Raw genomic sequence first — 18,363 nt, 5'->3', positions numbered from 1 at the left:
TGTAGGGTGGAGGGCATCAGCCCAGCAGACGGCTGGACGCTTCCGCCGATCGAGGAACCTTATGCCTGTCGAACACCTGGACGTACTCATCGTCGGCGCCGGATTGTCCGGCGTCGGCGCCGCCTACCACCTGATGAAGCATTGCCCCGGCAAGAGCTTCGCCCTGCTCGAGGGGCGCGCGGCGATGGGCGGTACCTGGGACCTGTTCCGCTACCCCGGCATCCGTTCCGACTCGGACATGTTCACCCTCGGCTACAACTTCAAGCCATGGAGCGATCCCAAGGCCATCGCCGACGGTCCGTCGATCCGCCGCTACATCGAGGAGACCGCGCGGGAGAACGGCATCGACCGGAAGATCCGCTACCGCCACCGGGTGCTCAGGGCCGACTGGGACTCCGTCAATGCGCGCTGGAACCTCGACGTGCAGCGCGGTGACGAGCCCGAGCCGCTGCGCATGACCGCGCAGTTCCTGCTGATGTGCACCGGCTACTACCGCTACGAGGCTGGCTATACCCCGGAATTCGTCGGCCGCGAGGACTTCGCCGGGCAGGTCGTCCATCCGCAGCTGTGGCCCGAGGACCTCGACTACAGCGGCAAGAAGGTGGTGGTGATCGGTAGCGGCGCGACAGCCGTGACCCTGGTGCCGTCGCTGACCGACAAGGCCGCCCACGTCACCATGTTGCAGCGCTCGCCGTCCTACGTGATCACCCTGCCGCAGAAGGACGCGATCTCCAATTTCCTTCGCCGCTTCCTTCCGGAAACCTGGGTCTACCGCCAGGCGCGGGCGCGCAACGTGGCCATGCAGATGGTCTTCTTCATGCTCGCCAGGACCTTCCCCGGCCTGGTCCGCAAGGTCCTGCTCAAGCTGGCCAGCCTGCAACTGGGCAAGCGCTTCGACATGCGTCACTTCAGCCCGCGCTACAAGCCGTGGGACGAGCGGGTCTGCGCGGTACCGGACGGCGACCTGTTCAAGGTGCTGCGCAAGGGCAAGGCGTCGGTGGTCACCGAGCACATCGACCGCTTCGTCGAGCGGGGCATTCGCCTGAAGACCGGCGAGGTGCTGGAGGCGGACATCATCGTCACCGCCACCGGCCTCGACCTGGTGATGTTCGGCGGCGCCGAGCTGGCGGTCGACGGCAAGCCGTTCCAGGTCAACCAGAGCATGGGCTATCGCGGCATCATGCTGCGCGACCTGCCAAACCTGGCGGCGGTGGTCGGCTATACCAACGCCAGCTGGACGCTCAAGGCGGACCTCTCCAGCGAATACTTCTGCCGCCTGATCAATCACATGGACGCCACCGGCATGCGCCAGGTGACCGCCCGCGACAGCACCGGCGACGTGCGCGAGGAGCCCTTCCTCAACCTCGACTCCGGCTACATCCAGCGCGCCGCCGAGCGCATGCCCAAGCAGGGCGACCGGATGCCCTGGAAGCTTTACCAGAACTACGTCCTCGACCTGGCGCTGCTGCGCTACGGCAAGGTCGAGGACGGCTACCTGGTGTTCTCCTCGCCGGCGTCGCAGCGGCAAGCCGGCGGCGCGGCGGTGCAGGCCCTGGGCTGAACCCGGCGGGCACCGCTCAGGCGTTCGCCGCGACCTGCCCGTAGGCCTTGCGCCAGGCGTCCAGGCCGCCGGCCAGCGCCCAGGTGCGGGTGAAGCCGGAGGCGTTGAGGCGCTGGGCGAGCATCGCGGCGGAAAGTTCGTGGGGACAGGCGCAATAGATGACGATGCTGGCGTCCCTGAGGTCGCCGGGCAGGTCCTTCAGCGACACGTTCAGTTCCACCGGGATGGCTCCCGGAATGCCGCTCGGCTCGTCTTCGTGATGGGCGCGGACATCGAGGATCACCGGCAATTGCCCCTGTTCGCGAAGGCTTTCCAGTTCCTCCACGCTGATTCGCGGAATCCGCCGGCTGCGCGACAGCAGGCGCTGGCGCTGCCAGAGCTTCCAGGCGATGAAGGCGGCGAAGGCGCCGGCGATCAGCAGCGCGCCGATGGCCGCGTAGTCGCTGAGCAGGGCCAGCAGGTGGTCCACCGCATCGCTGAAGATCACCCCCAGCAGCAGCGCGGAACCGGCCCAGAGTGCCGAGCCGGCGGCGTCGTAGGCGAGGAAGCGGCGCAGGTGGGTGCGGGTCATGCCGGCCAGGGTGGTGGACAACGCACTGGCGCCGGGCAGGAACTTCGACATCAGCAGCGCCCTCGGACCGACCCGCAGGTACATGTTCTGGCTCTGGCGGATGCAACTGTCCTGGGACAGCGAGACCTTGCAGATGCTGCGCAGGAGGAAGCCGCCGTAGCGGCGCCCGGCCAGGTACCAGGCGACGTCCGCCAGCAGGCAGGCGAGCACCACCACCAGCAGGACCACGCCCAGCGGCGCGCCGACGCCCTGCATGGCCAGCGCGCCGGCGACGATCAGCGCCGGGTAGGCGGGGATCGGCAGCCCGGCCTGTTCGCAGAGCACGTTGAGGAACAGCAGGAGCAGCCCGTGGTTCTCCAGCAGGGGTTGCAGTTCACGCATGGCGGAGCCTCTCGAATTCTTCTGCGGGTAGTGTGAGCGCGAAGCGTGAAGCTGGGAAGAACCAAGTCGGCAGGGCCGGAGGCGTTGCGGCGGATAACGCCGCTGCGTCGAGAGAGGCGGCCCTGGGCTGGGGCGAAACGAAAGCAGCACCTCGCCCGTGGGGGGCGAGGGGCTGTCGGGTCAGGCCACTTCCACCAGCAGCACTTCGCTGTCTTCCAGGGCCGTGACCTTCAGGGTCGGTTCGTCGCGTACCGCCAGGCCATCGCGGGCCTCGGCGCGCACGCCGTTGACCTCGATGCTGCCGGTGGCCGGCACCAGGTAGGCACGGCGACCGTTTTCCAGGGCGTACTCGGCGCTCTGGCCGGCCTTCAGGGTCACCGCGGCGACCTCGGCGTCGGCGCGGATGTGCAGCGCTTCGCTGTCCTGCTCGTCGCCGCTGGCGAGAGTGACGAAACGACCGTCGCGCTCGGCCTTCGGGAACGGTTTGGAGCCCCAGCGCGGTTGGTCGCCGCGGCGGTCCGGGATGATCCAGATCTGGAAGATCCGGGTGGTCTCGGCTTCCAGGTTGTACTCCGAATGGACGATGCCGGTACCGGCGCTCATCACCTGCACGTCGCCGGCCTCGGTGCGGCCCTTGTTGCCCAGGCTGTCCTGGTGGGTGATCGCGCCTTCGCGGACATAGGTGATGATCTCCATGTCACGGTGCGGGTGCGGCGGGAAGCCGCTGCCGGCGGCGATCTCGTCATCGTTCCAGACCCGCAGGCGGCCCCAGTCCTCGCGCTCCGGGTCATAGTAGTCGGCGAAGGAAAAATGATGACGCGCGTTCAGCCAGCCGTGGTTGGCATGGCCCAGACGGTCGAAGGGACGACGTTCGATCATGATCGGATCTCCATTGGGCCCGTCGCCGCTCGTTTGCGCGAGGGTGCGGGCGGTTGATGGGGTCATCATCCGTCAGATCATTGCGATAAAAAAGCGCGTATTTTCGGCTTTATCTATCTAATTATTAGATTCGATAAGGGCGCGAAGGAAGCGCGGGTCCGCCAGTGCGGCGAGGTGCCCGCCCGGGTATTCCCGCACCCGAGCGTCCAGGCGACGGGCGAAGGAACGTTGCAGCGACGGCGGGCTGAGCCGGTCGGCGGCCGCCACCACGTAGGTGACCGGGCAGGCTGGACGAGTCTGCCGTGGCGAGTCGATCAGCAATTGCGCTGGCTCGCTGGCGCTGGTCGGCACCTCGGCGCCGAGCAGTTCGAGGAAGCCGGCGCGGTCTTCCAGGCGGACCCGCCCTCCGAGCGGGTCGAGGCGGCATAGCCCGAGGAGATTGTCCTGGCCGCTGTCCTGGTAGCTTTCCAGCGCGCCGCCGCCCTCGCTGACCAGCGCGCTGAACAGGTACAGGTGCGCGGCGCGCTCGCCCAGGCGGGCCGCCAGGCATTGCGCCAGGTAGCCGCCGAAGCTGTGGCCGCAGAGTATCACCCGCTCCTCGCCGGCCAGCGTGGCGGCGGCCTGGTCCAGCCAATGCGCCAGGTCGCATCCGGGCGCGTCGCGCAGATGGTCGCAGCTTCGCCAGCCGGCGCCTTCCACGGACCAGGCGGAGCGGCGCAGGAAAAATCCCGAGACCAGCAGCACGCCGCTCATCCGCCGGCCCGCTCGGCCTGGCGCAGGCCGACCGCGCCGACCTGCAGCAGCATGATCACCCCGCACAGCGCGGCCAGGCCGAGGTACAGCGCCTGGCTGCCGGCATGGTCGAGCATGATCCCGCCGTACAGCGGTGCCAGCGCGGTGCCGAGGCTGTAGAGATTGGCCGCGCCGAAATAGCTGCCGCGCAAGTCGTCGGGGGTCAGTTGGTCGACCTCCACGCTGAAGGTCGGGAACACGATCAGTTCGCCGAGGCTGAGCACCACCGTGGCCAGCGCCAGGCCGGCGAACAGGGTCACCGGGGTCCAGGCGAAGCCTAGCTGGGCCAGGAGCATGAGCAGCATGCCGAGCATCAGGCGGCCGCCGGTGCCGGTGTTTTCCAGCAGGCGGAGGAGGGGAAACTGGGCGACCACTATGGTCAGCGCGTTGATGGTCACCAGCAGGGCGATGCTGTTGACCACGTCGGGCAGACCGCTGCGGGTGAGGTACTGCACGAGGGTCGAATCGAAGGTGGCGTAGATCAGCGCGGCCAGCATGTTGCACAGCAACAGCAGGGTGAAGGCGCGATGCCGGGCCATGCTCAGGCAGGCTTCGAGGAACCCGGTCGAGGATCGCGGGGCAAGGCTGCGCCGCTTCAGTTCGAGGTGGTGCAGCAGGCGCCAGAGCAGCAGGCCGTAGCAGAAGTAGACCAGCGCGGTGACCAGGAAGGTGCCGGCTTGGGCGGCGACGCCGAGAGTCAGGCCAATCAGCGGGCCGAGGGCGGCGCCCAGGTTGATCAGGAAGTACCGGCAGTAGAGCGCCAGTTCCCGCGAGCGGCGATCCTCGACGCGGTCGCCGATCAGCGCCTTGCAACTGGATTCGAGCAGGGCGCAGCCGATGCTCACCCCGGAGATCGCCAGTCCGTAGGACAGCGGCTGGCCGCTGAAGCCCAGCAGCACGAAGGAAAGCCCGCTGAGGCTGGTGCCGAAGAAGATCAGGCGCTTGCGCCCGAAACGGTCCGACAGCCAGCCGGTATAGATGCCGCTGAGCGCGCCGCAGACGGTCGCCAGCGCCAGCAGCAGGCCGATGGCGCTGGCGGACAGCCGGAACTCGCGCCACAGCAGCAGTGCCAGGAACGGCCAGACCATGAAGTAGGCGCCGCGGGTCAGCAGCGTACCGACGAGCATTACGTGGATTTCCGTCGGCAGGGCGCGGAAGCGTTGCACGCTGAAGGTGTTGTCGCTCACGGGCGGGGCTCCTGGGCGAGGGGACGGATGCCGCCGCGCAGGCTGCCGGCGGCTACCTGGTGGAACAGCGGCAGGAAGCTTTCCGGCAGTTCGCGGGTGAATTCGCTGCTCAGCCAGCAGCGCAGCAGGCAGCGGCGCTGCCGCTCGTCGTCGCTGAACTCGGTGCGCGCGTGCAGGGTGGTGTGGTTGTTCACCAGCACCAGCATGCCCTTGCTGAAGTCCAGTTCGGCATAGCCGTCGGCGCGTTCGATCGCCTCGTCCAGCGCGTCGAGCATGCTTCGCACCTGCGGGGCGAGGCTTAGCCCGTGGCGCGTCACCGATTCGTTGAACTTGCGGATATAGCGCAAGACGAAGGTCCGTGGGGTTTCCGTGAGCAGCGGCACCAGCGCGTAGTCGGCGTCGCCTTCGTCGCGCAGGTCGTGGGGGATCGGTTGGCCGAGCAGGGGCAGCCAGGCCGGATTGGCGGCTTCCAGGGTGGCGAGGACGTCGGCCGAGGAACGGATGCGGAAGGCGCCGCCCCGACGCGCCGGCGACCAGCAGGCGAGCACGGTGAGATCGGCGCGATCGGAGTGGAAGGCCAGTTCCTGGCTGGTCAGGTGGCCGCGCTGCGGCGCGTCGCGGGCGTCGCGCAGGCCGAGGTCGCGCACTTCCTTGAGGTACTCGCCGTTGCGGTTGATCGCCACGGTGCGTCCCAGCCATTGGCAGAATGCGCGGAACACCCGCTGGAATTCGTCCTCGGCGAGTCCGCGCAGCAGCGCGGAATCGTGCAGCAGCACGCCGCTTCCATGCTCCAGTTCGTGATGCAGGCGCTGGCGCAGGAGAGCCTCCGCGCTATCCGCGGGACGCCGCTCCAGCAGGCGCGCGAACAGCGTTTCCAGGCCGGCGGCGAAAGCGGCCGAAGCGCAGAACACCGCGTTGCCCCGCCAGGGCGCGGGGCGACGATGGATGGTTGTCATAGCGAGGCTCCGTATTCCTGCTGCCAGAGCGACAGGGTGGTGAGGGTGAACAACTGGTCGCCGGGCAGCGCCGCGACGCTCGGTGCATCCAGGCCTTCCAGGCCGAGGTCGTGGAGCGCCGGCAGGCGTTCGGCGAGGTGCCGGCGCATTTCCCCGAGGGCCTGCGGCCACCGTTCGAACGGCAGGCGGAAATGCCGTTTCGGCTGCGCCTGCCAGCGTTTCTCGCGCTGCTCCAGGAGCGCCACCAGCGGTGCCTTGGCGGTGTCGCCGACGATCCGCTGGAGGCGCCCGGCGCGCTGCGCCAGGGCGCCATGCAGGTAGGGGGTGCGCGCTTCGATGGTGCGCGACATCAGCAGATGGTCGGCGCGGCGCAGCAGCGGCTCCAGCGAGTAGTGCAGGTCGAACTGGCCGATCGCCGCCTCGAGGCCCTGGCCGAGGGCCTCGTGGGCGAGTTCCTCGATCCGCTCGGCGACCCGTCGGCCCGCCGGTTCCGCCAGCAGCGTGGCCTTGCGTCGGTACTCGCCGAACCAGGCGGCGGCGAAGCGCCGCGGTTCCGGTGCGTCGCGCCGGCGCCAGAGTTCGAGATGGCGCGGGTAGCCCCAGAACAGTTCGTCGGCGCCTTCGCCGAGAAGCACGCAGTGATAGCCCTGCTCGCCGATACCGTCGGCCAGGCGCTGGTACATCAGCAGGCTGGACATCCGTGTCGCCCCGCCGAAGTTGCCGACCGCGCGACGCAGCAGCGGCATGAAGGCTTCCTGGCGCAGCTCGAAGCGTTGCAGCCGAGGGTGTGGCAGCAGGCTTTCCTCGTCGCCTTCCAGGCAAAGGTGGAAGCGTTGCAACTGCGGGTCCAGGTAGCTGCCGAGCAGGTTGGAATCGACCCCGCCGCTGACCAGCAGGGCGCAGGGGCGGAAGGTCTGGCGGCAGCGTTCGAGGGTTTCGCCGAGCTGCTCGTCGAGGCTGTCCGCCTCGCTGGCCGGGGCGGTGGCCAGCCGCTGGCGCTGGCAGAGGCGCGGACGCTCCTGGGAGAGATCGAAGCGCAACACCTCGCCGGGCAGCAGCAGACGGACCTGCTGGAACAGGGTCTGGCCTTCCAGCGGCACGCCGGCGGCGACCACCTGGGCGATCGCCTCGGCGTCGGCGCGGGCGCCGCCGAGCAGATGCAGCAGCGCCCGCGGCTCGGAGGCGAAGGCCAGCAGGCCGCGCTCGGGCTGGTAGCTGTAGTACAGCGGCTTGATGCCGAACTCGTCGCGCAGCAGGGTCAATTGCCGGGTCTGCGGGTCCCAGCTGGCGAGGGCGTACATGCCGTCCGGCAGTACCCCGCGCTGCAAGCCGTCGAGCAGCAGGCGGATCTCGCCATGGATTTCGCAGCCGGCCTGGTAGACCTCGCCGTTGTAGGCGACCCGCCGCTGACCCTCCTGCGGCGGCAGCGGCACCGCCGCGGCGCCGGACATCGGCAGGCGGGTCATGCCGATGGCGCCGTTCGGCAGGGCCGCGATGCCCTCGCCGAACGGACCCCGATGGGCCAGCAGGCGTAGCGCTCCGGCGAAGCGCGAGACACTGAAACCGGTGCCGACGTAACCGAGGATGCCGCACATCACGAGGCTTCCCGTTGCAGCAGCGTGGCGAGCGCACGGCGATCGTGCTTGCCGGCGCCATTCAGCGGCAGGGCCTGGTGCGACAGCACCACGCGCTGTGGCGCGCGGAGGGTGCCGAGCTGCTGCTGGAGCCAGGGCAGGAAGGCGAACTCGACCTGCGGCGCGGTGTGGATCACGGCGACATAGTCTTCGCCATAGAGCGGGCAGTCGACCTTCAGGCAGCAGACGTCGATCACCTCGTCCAGGCCGTTGAGCGCCCGTTCGCATTCATTCAGGTGGAACAGGTTGCCGCCCTTGTTGATGGTGCCGTCGCAACGGCCGAGGACGTGCACGCAGCGGTCCTCGTCGAAGTAGGCGAGGTCCTGGGTGTTCAGCCAGCCGTCCTCGAGCACCTGGGCGGTCAGGTCGGGGCGGTTGACGTAGCCGGAGAACAGGCTCGGCGTGCGCACCCACAGGCGCCCGCGTTCGCCGCTGCCCTCCAGCGGGCGGCCGTCGGGGTCAGTCAGCTTGAGTTCCAGGCCGACGGCCGGTCCCACCGAGTTGTCGAACGCATCGCCGCGACGCTTGCCGAAGAGGAAGGCGAAGCCGCACTCGCTGAGGCCGTAGATGTTCGCCAGCGCCGCGTAGTCGCGCTGGAAGGCCGCTTGCAGGTCGGCGTCCAGGCGCGCCGAGCCGGCGACGCAGAGCAGGCGCTGCAACGGCAAGCGGCGCGGCGGCGGGGAGCCTTCCTTGACCATGTGGTTGACCACCGGCGGCACCAGGTAGAGGAAACTGATGCCGAAGCGTTCCACGTATTCCCAGAAGCCTTCGCTGTCGGCCCAGCAGTGCAGCGGCAGGAGCACCGCGCTGCCGCCGTACAGCAGCGGGAAGAGGAAATTGATGCCGAGGATGCCCAGGCCGCTGATCCGGTAGAAGCAACCGGAGCGCGTGTGCTCGCCGATGCCCAGGCAGTCGCGGCCGATGCGGTAGGCATGGAGCATGGCCTGCTGGCTGAGTTCGATGCCTTTCGGCTGGCCGGTGGTGCCCGAGGTGAACAGGATCATGTGGCTGTGCGCGGCGCGGTCGAGCCGGCGCGTCGCGCTGCGCTCGAAATCCAGCGCCAGGCGCAGCCCGGCCAGCGCGCCCTCGAGCGGATGTTCGCTGACCAGCGCTTCCAGGCGCATCTCGTCGACGATGGCCTGCTTCGCGGCCTCCCCCCACTCGGGATCGATCAGCACCAGATGCTTGCCCGCGCGCATGACCGCATAGATCAGGCAGAGGTTGCGGTAGCTGTTGTCCAGCAGCACGCCGACACTGCGGCAGGCATGCGCGGCGATCTGCTCGGCGAGGGCGTCGACCTGGTGGTCGGCGTCGCCCCAGGTGTATTCCAGCGGGCGCTCCGGCTCGCGGGCGTCGATCAGGAACGGCCGCCGCGGGTCGGCGCTGCCGAGATGGCGGAGGGTGCTGTCGAGCGATACGGGTACGGGGAGGCTGCTCATGCCGGCTCCTCAGCGATTCAGCGCGGTGAAGGCGTGGATGTCGAAGTTCACCGCCACCTGCGGCGCGCTCTCGATCTCGCGCACCGCGGCGATGAAGCGGTCGGCGTAGTCTTCGCCGCCTTCCTGCTCGATGTAGCGGGTCACGTAGCTGGTGGAGAGGAAGAACAGCGCGACCTCCTCCGGGCTGAGGAAGATGATGTTGGCGAACACTTCGCGGCGGCAGTCGCGCAGGTGCGGGCAACTGCCCATGATCTCCAGGGTGTCGTCATAGCGGGTCAGGCGCGGGTCGCGGTGTTTGGCCCACTTGTTCACCAGTTCGTGCTCGATGAAGTCGCGCAGCGGCCCGTAGGCGATCGGGAAGTCGTACTTGTAGGCGCAGAACAGCCCGCCGGGGGTCAGCCAGTCGGCCATGCGCGTCAGCACCTGCTTGCGGTCCATCCAGTAGAAGGAGGTGGCGCTGGTGACCAGGTCGAAGCGGCGTTGCGGCGCGAAGGTTTCCGCCGGCGACACGCTGAAGCGGATCTCCGGGTAGTTCTCGCGGGCCTTGGCGATCAGCGCCTCGCCCAGGTCGCTGCCTTCCACGTAGCGGAACCAGGGTTGCAGGCGGACGGTCGAGACGCCGTTGCCGCAGCCGATGTCCAGCGCCGCTTCGCGTGCCGGGGCGCGTTCGGCGAGGTTGCGGTAGAGCGAATCCGGATAGGCGATCTTGCCGCGGACCACGTTGTAGGCGTCTGCGTGCTTGTCGAACTGCTTCATTGGGTAATCTCCAGTAGGCTCTCGTGGTAATCGCCCTTGTGGACGAAATTGATGTAGGTGCCGCTGCCGCCGAGGTAGCGGTAGCTGTGCTCGACGCCGGCGGGGATGAACACGCTGGCCGGGCTCTGCAAACGGCGCAGCTGGCCGCCGAGCAGGACTTCCACCTCCAGGCCGCGGTAGTCCTCGTCGCTGCCGAGGAACAGGAACACCGAGTCGCAGTTGTGTACGTGGCTGTCGACGTGGCCCGGCCCGCCGTCGCCGACGTCGTGGAACTGGCGGGCGATGAAGTAGAACGGCGAGCCGTCGAGCAGGCGCCGGTCGAGCATGACGAAGCGCTTGCCGGGGCCGTGGCGGTGGTACTTCAGTTCGCTGGCGGACTTCTCGAAAGGCGTGAGGAACAGGGATTGGCGGTGCATCGGCGTGTAGCGTTGCAGCGAGACGCGGCCGTTGATCAGTTCCGGATCGAAGGCGCTGTAGGCGTCCTGGTTTTCCTGCATGGCCAGCTGGTGCAGGCGGGCGACATGGACGAAGGCGTTCTCGCCGACCACCGGGTGCATCGGCGAACGCTTGATCCGGCTGTGCGCCTCGACCAGTTCGGAGACCGCGAGGACGTTCTTCAGGTTGAAGCGGTCGGCGGCGAACTTGGTGTGCAGCAGGGTCAGCAACTGGAAGGTATCGGTGATCCCGGCGCGTTCGCCGATCCCGTTGCAGCTCGCCGAGTGCCACTGGACCCCGGCCTGGATCGCCGCCAGGGTGTTGCCCAGGGCCAGGCCGCGGTCGTTGTGCACGTGGTACTCGAAGACCACGTCGGGGAACTCGTGGCGCAGCAGAGAGAGCACGTCGAAGGTCTCGTCCGGCAGCAGGATGCCCACGCTGTCGGCGAAGCAGATGCGATCGGCGCCGGCGTCGCGCGCGGTGGCGATCATGCTGACCAGGTCGCTGACCGAGGTGCGCGCGGCGTCTTCCACCGTGGCCCGGACCCGCAGGCCGCGTTCGCGGGCGTAGCGGATCGCGTCGTGGAACAGTTCGAGCACCTCCTCGCGGTTCATGCCCTTGAACTTGGTTTCCAGCGAGATCGCGTTGATCGAGGCGAACAGCCCGACCCACTGGGCACCGGTTTCCAGCACCGCGTCGATATCCTCCCGGCGCGCCCGGGCGTGGGCCAGCACCGGCGTGGAAACCGCCGCCACCACGGCGCGTACCCGCTCGCGTTCGTCCGCGGAAATCCGCGGGTGGCCGCACTCGATCATATCCACCCCCAGCGCCGCGATTTCCCGTGCCAGCTGGACCGACTGCGCGCTGTCGAAGCTGCACTGGCGGGCCTGGCACCCCTCGCGCAGGGTGCAGTCGATGACCCGGATCATCGTCTCGCTCCCGCGTCCGAGGCCGACAGCGTCGCCAGCCGCGGCTCCCTGATGAAGTCGTGGATCTTCGGCGCATGGCCGAACTGGCGGGAGAAACGGGCGAGGAAGGTGACCATCTTCAGCGAGTAGTCGCACAGCTGCGGAAGATAGTGGTCGAGGTTGTCCTCGGTGATTGCCTCGTCCGGGAACACGCTTTTCAGGTTGGAAGCGATCCAGGTTTTCATGCTGTCCTCTCGATTCAGTTGGTGGAATTCGTCGTCCTCGACGAAGACGATCGGCATGCCGATGCGCAGCTGGCCGCTGCGGTTATTGTGGCTGCCATGTGCGGTGCGGGCGGGCCAGACCAGGACGTCGCCGGCGTCCAGCTCGGCATCCACCAGTTGCTCGCGGGAAATGCCGTTGGCCTGGAGGTCGATGCACTTGAACATCGGGTAGGCGAGGTCGAATTCGTGAGGGAAGATCGTGCGGTCGTCGGGGTAATAGAACATCCCACCGTTGTCGTTCCGCGACGGGGTCAGGGCGACCCAGAAGGTCTGCGCGCTTTCGTAGCGCTTCTCCCACAGCGCGATGTCCTGGTGCAGCGGGATGTAGGACTCGTCGGCATGGCGCTTGATGAACGCCGCGTGGCGCAGCAGGCGCGGCTTGCGCAGATGGTCGCGGACCAGCGCGTCGAGCCCGGAGCGGGCGAACCAGTCGTCCCAGAAGAGCGGGTCGTGGCGGTGCAGGTTGCGCACCTTCTTCGCCTCGCGGCGCTCGTCGTCGGCGATGTCGAATTCCGGTTCCAGCGCCGGGTCCGGCCGCTGCGCCGCGGCGAGGATCCAATCCAGCGCCTGTTGGCGCAATTGCGGGGATACCACCTGCCGATAGTGTTTCATTGGACGGACTCCTTGCTGACGGTGTGGACGATGAAATCGATCACCGCCGGGTCCTGCAGGGCCAGGTGGTGCGGACGCTCGCAGGGGAAGGTGTCGAGCTGCTCGATCAGGTCGCACCAGCGTTCGGCGGCCGGGTCGCGGCCGGCGTCGTCCCGGCAGCGCACCCAGCTGGCGCGGGCGAGGCGATGGCGGGGCTGCCAGCGGCCGAACAGCTCGACATTGCGCAGCAGGACCTCTTCGCGCAGTTCGCCAAGCTCGCTCATCAGGGCGATCCATTCGCGCATCTCGGCGCTCAGCCAGCGCTGGTATTGCTCGCTCGGCGGCATTCGCCGCAGGGCCGGCCAGGGCAGGTGGCTGTCGATCATCAGCAGGCGGCTGGCCGGCAACTGGCGGGCCATCTCGTAGCCGACCAGGCCGCCGAAGGAATAGCCGATCAGCCAGTCCGGTTCTTCCGCCAGGCCGGCGAGTACCTGGCTGGCGAGGGCTTCGATGCTGGCGTAGGCATCCAGCCGGTGGTAGTCGACCGGCCGGCAGTCCGTTGCGCCGAGGCGTGCCAGCAGCCCGCGGAAGCAGCTCGGGTGGCCGATGAAGTCAGGCAGCAGGATCAGCATGGGCGTAGCGCCTCGGCCATGGCCGCCGCCAGCGCCAGGGTCCGTTCGCGGCCGAAGCGGCTGGCCAGGCTGGCGTCCCAGCCGCCGTCGTCGCGCCGGACCAGGGTCAGGGTCAGCGGCAGGCGGCTCTTCAGTGTCGGCCGGTGGATGAACCCGGCGCTGCGGAATGGCTGGTCGATGACATTGATCATCACCTGGGCGTCGGCATAGCGCAGTCCGGCCCGTTCGGCGATGGCCTCCGCCGGCAGCAGGCTGTGCTCGAAGGCCTCGAGCCTGTGTCGTTCGAAGGTGTCCTCGGCGGTCGCGGCGTCCAGCAACAGCGGCACCAGGTTCAGCCAGCAACCGGAAACCGCCGTGCCTCGGCGACTGCGCAGGCTGACCGGGGTCAGCGCCAGGACCTTGCCGGTGGCGCCCTGGCTGGCCAGGGCGAGAGCCAGGGCGCAGGCGAGCCGGGTCAGCAGGGCGGCTTCGCCGTCTCCTGGCGTGGCGGCCAAGCGGAAATCCTCGCAATGGCTGGCGCGCTCCGCCCAGGGCAGGCTCGCCAGTTCACGGAACGCCTCGCCGCGCTCGCTCCAGTAGTCTTCCAGCCTGGTCCTGCGCTCCCGCAGCTGGCGCTCCAGGCGCCATTGCTGCTGGAGGAAGCCGAACTCGGGGGCCGCCGCTTCGGTCGCGGGGTTGGCGTTGAGCGCGGCCAGGCGGGCCAGCAGCACGCTGGCGAAGTCGGCGTCGGCGACCAGGTGATGCAGCCAGACGCCCCAGCGCGCACGTCCTCCGCAGCGCCCGTGGAACAGTCGCAGCAGGCCGCGCTCGAACAGGGAATGCGGGCGTTGCAGCAGCGCTGCGATGAGCGCGTCTTCGTCGGCGAAGGGGCCGACTTCCAGCGCCGGGCTCTCCTCGGGCCGCCCGTGGACGACCAGTTCGAAACCTTCCGCGCCGCTGTCCACCTGGCTGTCGAGCAACGGGAACTCTTCGCGCAGGCGCCGACCCAGGCGCGTCAGGTCGGATGCCGGCACCTCGGCCGGAGCCAGGTAGCAGAGGCCGAAGCGGGTCAGGTCGGCGCCGAGCAGCTCGCTGAAGACCATCCCGCAGGACCAGGGCGACAGGTCGACGCGCAAGGACTGCGCGGCCTCATCCGGCATCGGTTGGTGCCGCAGGCGGTCGCGCTCGGAGGGGGACAGGCGGTGCCAATCGCCGACCACCACCAGGTGCTCGCGGAACCAGTGGTAGCGCACCTCCGCGGAGAGACCGACGTTCATGCCGCGCTCCTCGACAGCACCAGCGGCTGCTCCGGCGTCGCCGCCCGTTCCAGCAGACGCTCCGGCGCCAGGCCGTGGCTGCGCAGGAGACGGCTGAACTGGTCGAGGCGCGAGTTTGCCTGCAAGTCGGCGAGTCCCAGGTTTGCTCCCGCACCTGCCGATTGACAGAGGGCGACCAGTTGCAGGGCGAGCAACGAGTTGCCGCCGCAGAGGAAGAAATCCTGGTCGGCGGCGCCGACCTCGCAACCCAGCAATTCGCTCCACAGCTGCGCGCAGCCGCGTTGGTCGGGATCGAGCGCGCTGGCGCAGCGCTCCAGCGGTTCTTCCAGGCGGCGCAGCAGGGCGGCGCGGTCCAGCTTGCCGTGCGCCGTCAAGGGCAAGGCCTCGACCCGGACGCAGGCATGCGGGCGCTGCCAGGTGGGCAGTTGGCGGAGCAGGGCCTGCGGGCTGGCGTCGGCTTTTCCCGTCCAGGCGCAGAGCAGTTGCTTGACGCCGTTGCGCTCGCGGACCAGCAGGGCGCAGTCGAGGATGCCCGGCTGGCGGCGCAAGCGCTGTTCCAGGGCGGGGAGGTCGAGGCGATAGCCGTTCAGCTTGACCTGGCCATCGCCGCGGCCGATGAAGCGCAGCCGACCCTGCTCGTCGTAGCGAGCGCGGTCGCCGGTACGGTAGGCACGCAGCAGGCGGCCGCGATAGGGCAACTCGACGAAGCTGGCGCGGGTGCGCGTCGCATCGTTCCGATAACCCTGCGCCAGGCCGGCGCCGAAGGCGACGATCTCCCCGGCCCGGTCGGGCTCGGCGATCTCCTGTCCGTGCTCGTCGAGCAGGAGCACCGCGGTGCCGGCGATGGCCTTGCCGATGGGGATGTCGTCTTCCTCAAGGTCGTCGTTGGTGACGACATGGCAGCAGGTGAAGGTGGTGTTCTCCGTCGGTCCGTAGCCATTCACCAGGTGCAGTCGCGGATGCCGCAGCAGCGCCCGGCGCACGTGCGGCACCGAGAGGATGTCGCCGCCGGTGAGCAACTGGCGAAGGCCGCCGAGGCAGTCCGGGTCGAGGTCCACCAGGGTGTTGAACAGCGAGGCGGTGAGCCAGGCGCTGTCGGCTCCGCGCTCGTCGATCAGCCGGCGCAGCACGCCCGGGTCGAGGGGGCCGAGGTCGTTCAGCACGCAGCAGCCGCCGTTGAGCAGCGCGCCCCAGATCTCCAGGGTCGCCGCATCGAAGGATAGCGGCGAGTTCACCAGGAAGCGCATCTGCGGAGCGAACGCGAGGAACGACTGGCCCAGGCACAGACGGGTAATGCCGGCGTGGGTGCAGGCGATGGCTTTCGGGCGGCCGGTGGTGCCCGAGGAGAAGTTGATGTAGGCGATCTGGTCCGCCGCGAAGCATGGCCGGGCGACCGAGGCTGGAGCGGCAGGCAGGTGCCTGACCGGGACGCAGGGAAGACCGTTGGCGGGCGTCGGCGTGGTCGAGCAGTCGAGGATCAGGCGGCAGTCGACCTGCCGGCACAACTCTGCATTCCAGGCCGCCGGTTGTTTCAGGTCTATATATAAGTAGTGATGGCCGGATAATAGTATGGCGAGCAGGCAGGTAATGCTTTCCCGAGAATATTCGCCGTACACTCCAAGACAAACTCCCGGCTGCGGATAATGCTCGAGAAGATAGTCTGAAAGTTGTTCGGCGCTATGCAGGAGTTGCCGATAGTCGACACTTCCGAAACGGTCCCTGATGGCTTCGCGATGGGGATGAAGCGCTGCCATTTCGCTGAAGCGGGCCACCACCGTTGGGTGCGCGTACAGGTCGAGCAGGGAGTTCTGGGACATTCTGGCAATCGCCTTTTTTCGAAAAAATGAGTCCATCTGCCGGCTTCTTCGGCTAAATGAAGGATTTTTGGTTTTTCGCGAAGACGGCGACCGAGTCTTCCCGGGCTCTGCCAGTCGTCCGCCGCCCACCGGCTCGCTCACGCGAGCGGCAAGCGTCGAGGCGCCTTGCCCGGAAAAAACGTTATGGAAATACGGAGTGCCGTCGACTCAAGGGCAGTCAACTGCTGCCATGCAGACTTATCGTCAGGAAAGAGAGAAAAGCGATGAGAATGGATTCACGGTCACGCATTGCACTTCCACCTTGCGTTGGGTTTCCGAAGTGTTTCGCTGTGTGTGTTTTTATATGTTTCGTGGGTATTTAAAATAAGATACAAATTTCCCGTCACAACTATGAGAATTGGTAGTTGGCGAAAGGGCGCTATGAGGGGCGTCGAAGCGCGCCGGCTGATGGCTTTTTGCCGAGGCAGGCGGCCGCGGCTACGCCTGCCGGGGGTAGCACGGACAAGTGGTGTCGGGGGGCCTGGCCGCTGCGGCGAGGCGCGGAGGTCCGGCTGGCGCGGCGATCATCACAGAAGATTCTGCGGCGTCATTCATCGTTTGAATGGTTGCTGCCGCAAGCGCGCCCGGCGCCGTCGATGCTGGTCGGCGGTGTCGGGCGCTCGCTGGCGTTGCGTTGGCCAGCCGTCCCGGCCGGGTGCGTAGGCACCGGCCGGAGGTTTTCAGGAGGCGGGCAGCGGCGCACCCTTGGGCCATAGCAGCCAGAGCCGGCCCGGCTGCTTCATGTGTCCGGCGAGTTCGCCGGCGGCGTCGCCGGTGCCCCAGAACAGATCGGCGCGGACCTCGCCGACGATGGCCCCGCCGGTATCCTGGGCCGCCACCGGACGGACCACCGCGCTGCCGTCGTCAGGGCGAGTGGTGGACAGCCACATCAGGCTGCCCAGCGGAATCACCTTGCGGTCGATGGCTACGCTGTAGCCGTCGGTCAGCGGTACGTTCAGCGAGCCGCGCGGACCTTCGTCGCTGTCCGGGCGCAGGCTGAAGAACACGAAGCTGGGATTGCTCGCCAGCAGTTCGGAGACCCGCTGCGGATTGGCCTCGGCCCAGTCGCGGATGCGCTTCATGCTGATCTCTTCCTTCGGCACCAGGCCCTGCTCGACCAGCCAGCGGCCGACCGGCTTGTACGGGTGGCCATTCTGGTCGCCGTAGCCGATGCGCAGTTGCCGGCCGTCTTCCAGCTGGATGCGCCCGGAACCCTGGATCTGCAGGAACTGCAGGTCCATCGGGTCGCCCAGCCAGGCGAGCACCGGCGCGCTGGAGCCGTTGTCGCGGATCGTCGCGGCGTCGTCGTAGGGTTTCAGCACCCGGCCTTCCAGGCGTCCGCGCAGGCGCTTGCCCTTGAGTTCCGGGTAGACGCTTTCCAGCGCGACCACCACCAGGTCGTCCGGTACGCCGTAGACCGGCACCGGGGTTTTTTCGCCCTGGCTCAGGCTGCCGTGGTAGACCGGTTCGTAGTAGCCGGTGATCAGGCCCTGGTCGCCGTTGCTGGAGGAACGCAGGCTATAGACCTGCATCCGCTCCTGGAGGAACGCGCGCACAGCCGTCGGATCGGCGGCGACCGTCGTGGCGCTCGCACAGGGCTCGCCCCATACCGGGTCCTTGGCCAGCCGCGCGCAGGCCGAGCGCCAGGCATTGAAGCCGGCGAGCAGGTCGGCGTCGCTGGTGGCCGGCAGGGCGTCCCAGGGCACGCTGTTGTAGGTGGTGACTTCGGCGGGTTTGGGCGGGGGCTCTTTCTTGCCGTCGTCGCATGCGGTCAGCAGGGCGGCGAAAGGGAGCGCGCAGAGCAGCAGGCGGCGCCAGGGATGGAACGGAAACTTCACGCCAAGGACTTCCTGGTGGTGGATCGAAGCCCGCTAGCTTGGGCAAAGCGCGACGGTGCGTCAAACCGCGGCGACGACCGAAGCGTATCGCCGCGTTCCGCCTGCCTGACGATTCGCGGCGGCGCCAGCTCCAGCACCGCCAGGCGGCTGCCCGGCGCCTGGCGGCGAAGACTGGCGAGGATCGGCAGGAGGATCGCCGACTCGGCGTAGTCGGTGGCGGCGACGCGCCAGGTATGCCGCGACTGCGTCGGATCGAACGGCGCGGCCGGCGCCTCGATGACCCGCAGCGCTGCGCGCCGATCCCGTTCCGCCGGCAGAACGGCGGCGACTACCTGATCCCGGCGCTGACCCTGCGCGACGAACTCACCCCGCAGCGGGTCGGTTTCGCCATGCACCTGGAGTGAGCG

15 protein-coding genes and 2 pseudogenes are annotated in these 18,363 nt (G+C 68.3%); 2 read left to right on the top strand and 15 right to left on the bottom strand.

Annotated features, from left to right (window positions below; translation table 11 throughout):
- The first annotated feature begins 61 nt into the window (after nucleotides 1–61).
- Complete coding sequence (locus VQ067_RS19940) at nucleotides 62–1,561, top strand: flavin-containing monooxygenase (protein ID WP_033988737.1); 1,500 nt, start codon at nucleotides 62–64, stop codon at nucleotides 1,559–1,561.
- Nucleotides 1,562–1,577: 16 nt separating this feature from the next.
- Here VQ067_RS19940 and VQ067_RS19935 read toward each other — a convergent pair whose 3' ends face one another.
- The 15 genes and pseudogenes from VQ067_RS19935 to VQ067_RS19865 all read right to left on the bottom strand — a co-directional run.
- Nucleotides 1,578–2,513, bottom strand: coding sequence for a DedA family protein/thiosulfate sulfurtransferase GlpE (locus VQ067_RS19935; protein ID WP_003086658.1), 936 nt, complete (start codon nucleotides 2,511–2,513; stop codon nucleotides 1,578–1,580).
- A 180-nt stretch (nucleotides 2,514–2,693) separates the two neighbouring features.
- The gene (locus VQ067_RS19930; RefSeq protein ID WP_003086661.1) at nucleotides 2,694–3,392 is read right to left on the bottom strand and encodes a pirin family protein; all 699 of its coding nucleotides are present in this window, start codon (nucleotides 3,390–3,392) and stop codon (nucleotides 2,694–2,696) included.
- A gap of 117 nt (nucleotides 3,393–3,509) precedes the next feature.
- Nucleotides 3,510–4,145 carry an alpha/beta fold hydrolase gene (locus tag VQ067_RS19925; RefSeq protein WP_009315494.1) on the bottom strand — a complete coding sequence of 212 codons (636 nt, stop codon included), beginning with the start codon at nucleotides 4,143–4,145 and terminating at the stop codon, nucleotides 3,510–3,512.
- A complete protein-coding gene (locus VQ067_RS19920) occupies nucleotides 4,142–5,371 on the bottom strand; it encodes an MDR family MFS transporter (protein ID WP_003082502.1) in 1,230 nt (409 codons plus the stop codon). Before VQ067_RS19920 ends, VQ067_RS19925 begins: the two co-directional genes overlap by 4 nt.
- Complete coding sequence (locus tag VQ067_RS19915) at nucleotides 5,368–6,327, bottom strand: clavaminate synthase family protein (RefSeq protein WP_023088936.1); 960 nt, start codon at nucleotides 6,325–6,327, stop codon at nucleotides 5,368–5,370. Before VQ067_RS19915 ends, VQ067_RS19920 begins: the two co-directional genes overlap by 4 nt.
- The gene (locus VQ067_RS19910; RefSeq protein ID WP_023112205.1) at nucleotides 6,324–7,922 is read right to left on the bottom strand and encodes an asparagine synthetase B family protein; all 1,599 of its coding nucleotides are present in this window, start codon (nucleotides 7,920–7,922) and stop codon (nucleotides 6,324–6,326) included. Before VQ067_RS19910 ends, VQ067_RS19915 begins: the two co-directional genes overlap by 4 nt.
- Nucleotides 7,922–9,400: an ANL family adenylate-forming protein gene (locus tag VQ067_RS19905; protein WP_015503295.1), complete on the bottom strand. Its 1,479-nt coding sequence runs from the start codon at nucleotides 9,398–9,400 to the stop codon at nucleotides 7,922–7,924. The genes VQ067_RS19910 and VQ067_RS19905 overlap by 1 nt, the downstream gene beginning before the upstream one ends.
- A 9-nt stretch (nucleotides 9,401–9,409) precedes the next feature.
- Nucleotides 9,410–10,156 (bottom strand): class I SAM-dependent methyltransferase, encoded by a 747-nt coding sequence (locus tag VQ067_RS19900; protein ID WP_003112447.1) that lies wholly within the window; start codon nucleotides 10,154–10,156, stop codon nucleotides 9,410–9,412.
- Nucleotides 10,153–11,520, bottom strand: a complete 1,368-nt coding sequence (locus tag VQ067_RS19895) for a 2-isopropylmalate synthase (protein ID WP_003086676.1) — start codon at nucleotides 11,518–11,520, stop codon at nucleotides 10,153–10,155. Before VQ067_RS19895 ends, VQ067_RS19900 begins: the two co-directional genes overlap by 4 nt.
- Entirely contained in the window at nucleotides 11,517–12,395 is an 879-nt protein-coding gene (locus VQ067_RS19890; protein ID WP_003082507.1) for a phytanoyl-CoA dioxygenase family protein, read from the bottom strand. The genes VQ067_RS19895 and VQ067_RS19890 overlap by 4 nt, the downstream gene beginning before the upstream one ends.
- Nucleotides 12,392–13,006, bottom strand: a complete 615-nt coding sequence (locus VQ067_RS19885) for an alpha/beta fold hydrolase (RefSeq protein ID WP_033990227.1) — start codon at nucleotides 13,004–13,006, stop codon at nucleotides 12,392–12,394. Before VQ067_RS19885 ends, VQ067_RS19890 begins: the two co-directional genes overlap by 4 nt.
- Nucleotides 13,000–14,262: a hypothetical protein gene (locus tag VQ067_RS19880; RefSeq protein ID WP_033990225.1), complete on the bottom strand. Its 1,263-nt coding sequence runs from the start codon at nucleotides 14,260–14,262 to the stop codon at nucleotides 13,000–13,002. The genes VQ067_RS19885 and VQ067_RS19880 overlap by 7 nt, the downstream gene beginning before the upstream one ends.
- A complete protein-coding gene (locus tag VQ067_RS19875; RefSeq protein WP_071534878.1) occupies nucleotides 14,259–16,079 on the bottom strand; it encodes a non-ribosomal peptide synthetase in 1,821 nt (606 codons plus the stop codon). The genes VQ067_RS19880 and VQ067_RS19875 overlap by 4 nt, the downstream gene beginning before the upstream one ends.
- Before the next feature lie 719 nt (nucleotides 16,080–16,798).
- Entirely contained in the window at nucleotides 16,799–17,956 is a 1,158-nt protein-coding gene (gene mltA / locus VQ067_RS19870) for a murein transglycosylase A (protein ID WP_003082509.1), read from the bottom strand.
- Between the two features lie 86 nt (nucleotides 17,957–18,042).
- Nucleotides 18,043–18,228 (bottom strand): annotated as a pseudogene (locus VQ067_RS19865) (LysR family transcriptional regulator); the annotation flags it as partial.
- On the opposite strand from VQ067_RS19865, the pseudogene VQ067_RS19860 reads away from it, so the two are divergent.
- A pseudogene (locus VQ067_RS19860) lies at nucleotides 18,211–18,360 on the top strand (hypothetical protein); the annotation flags it as partial. The pseudogenes VQ067_RS19865 and VQ067_RS19860 sit on opposite strands and share 18 nt — an antisense overlap.
- Between the last annotated feature and the right edge of the window lie 3 nt (nucleotides 18,361–18,363).

It is taken from the genome of Pseudomonas sp. KBN12P06040, from assembly GCF_037574965.1.
GTDB lineage: Bacteria > Pseudomonadota > Gammaproteobacteria > Pseudomonadales > Pseudomonadaceae > Pseudomonas > Pseudomonas aeruginosa.
This window is presented reverse-complemented; position numbering and strand designations above follow the sequence as displayed.

What these genes read in the sequence shown, in the direction of transcription:
- VQ067_RS19900 (WP_003112447.1), bottom strand. Translation starts at nt 10,156, where the DNA reads ATGAAGCAGTTCGACAAGCACGCAGACGCCTACAACGTGGTCCGCGGC.
- VQ067_RS19910 (WP_023112205.1), bottom strand. Translation starts at nt 7,922, where the DNA reads ATGTGCGGCATCCTCGGTTACGTCGGCACCGGTTTCAGTGTCTCGCGC.
- VQ067_RS19930 (WP_003086661.1), bottom strand. Translation starts at nt 3,392, where the DNA reads ATGATCGAACGTCGTCCCTTCGACCGTCTGGGCCATGCCAACCACGGC.
- VQ067_RS19940 (WP_033988737.1), top strand. Translation starts at nt 62, where the DNA reads ATGCCTGTCGAACACCTGGACGTACTCATCGTCGGCGCCGGATTGTCC.
- VQ067_RS19880 (WP_033990225.1), bottom strand. Translation starts at nt 14,262, where the DNA reads ATGAACGTCGGTCTCTCCGCGGAGGTGCGCTACCACTGGTTCCGCGAG.
- VQ067_RS19905 (WP_015503295.1), bottom strand. Translation starts at nt 9,400, where the DNA reads ATGAGCAGCCTCCCCGTACCCGTATCGCTCGACAGCACCCTCCGCCAT.
- VQ067_RS19890 (WP_003082507.1), bottom strand. Translation starts at nt 12,395, where the DNA reads ATGAAACACTATCGGCAGGTGGTATCCCCGCAATTGCGCCAACAGGCG.
- VQ067_RS19875 (WP_071534878.1), bottom strand. Translation starts at nt 16,079, where the DNA reads ATGTCCCAGAACTCCCTGCTCGACCTGTACGCGCACCCAACGGTGGTG.
- VQ067_RS19895 (WP_003086676.1), bottom strand. Translation starts at nt 11,520, where the DNA reads ATGATCCGGGTCATCGACTGCACCCTGCGCGAGGGGTGCCAGGCCCGC.
- VQ067_RS19915 (WP_023088936.1), bottom strand. Translation starts at nt 6,327, where the DNA reads ATGACAACCATCCATCGTCGCCCCGCGCCCTGGCGGGGCAACGCGGTG.
- VQ067_RS19925 (WP_009315494.1), bottom strand. Translation starts at nt 4,145, where the DNA reads ATGAGCGGCGTGCTGCTGGTCTCGGGATTTTTCCTGCGCCGCTCCGCC.
- VQ067_RS19935 (WP_003086658.1), bottom strand. Translation starts at nt 2,513, where the DNA reads ATGCGTGAACTGCAACCCCTGCTGGAGAACCACGGGCTGCTCCTGCTG.
- VQ067_RS19885 (WP_033990227.1), bottom strand. Translation starts at nt 13,006, where the DNA reads ATGCTGATCCTGCTGCCTGACTTCATCGGCCACCCGAGCTGCTTCCGC.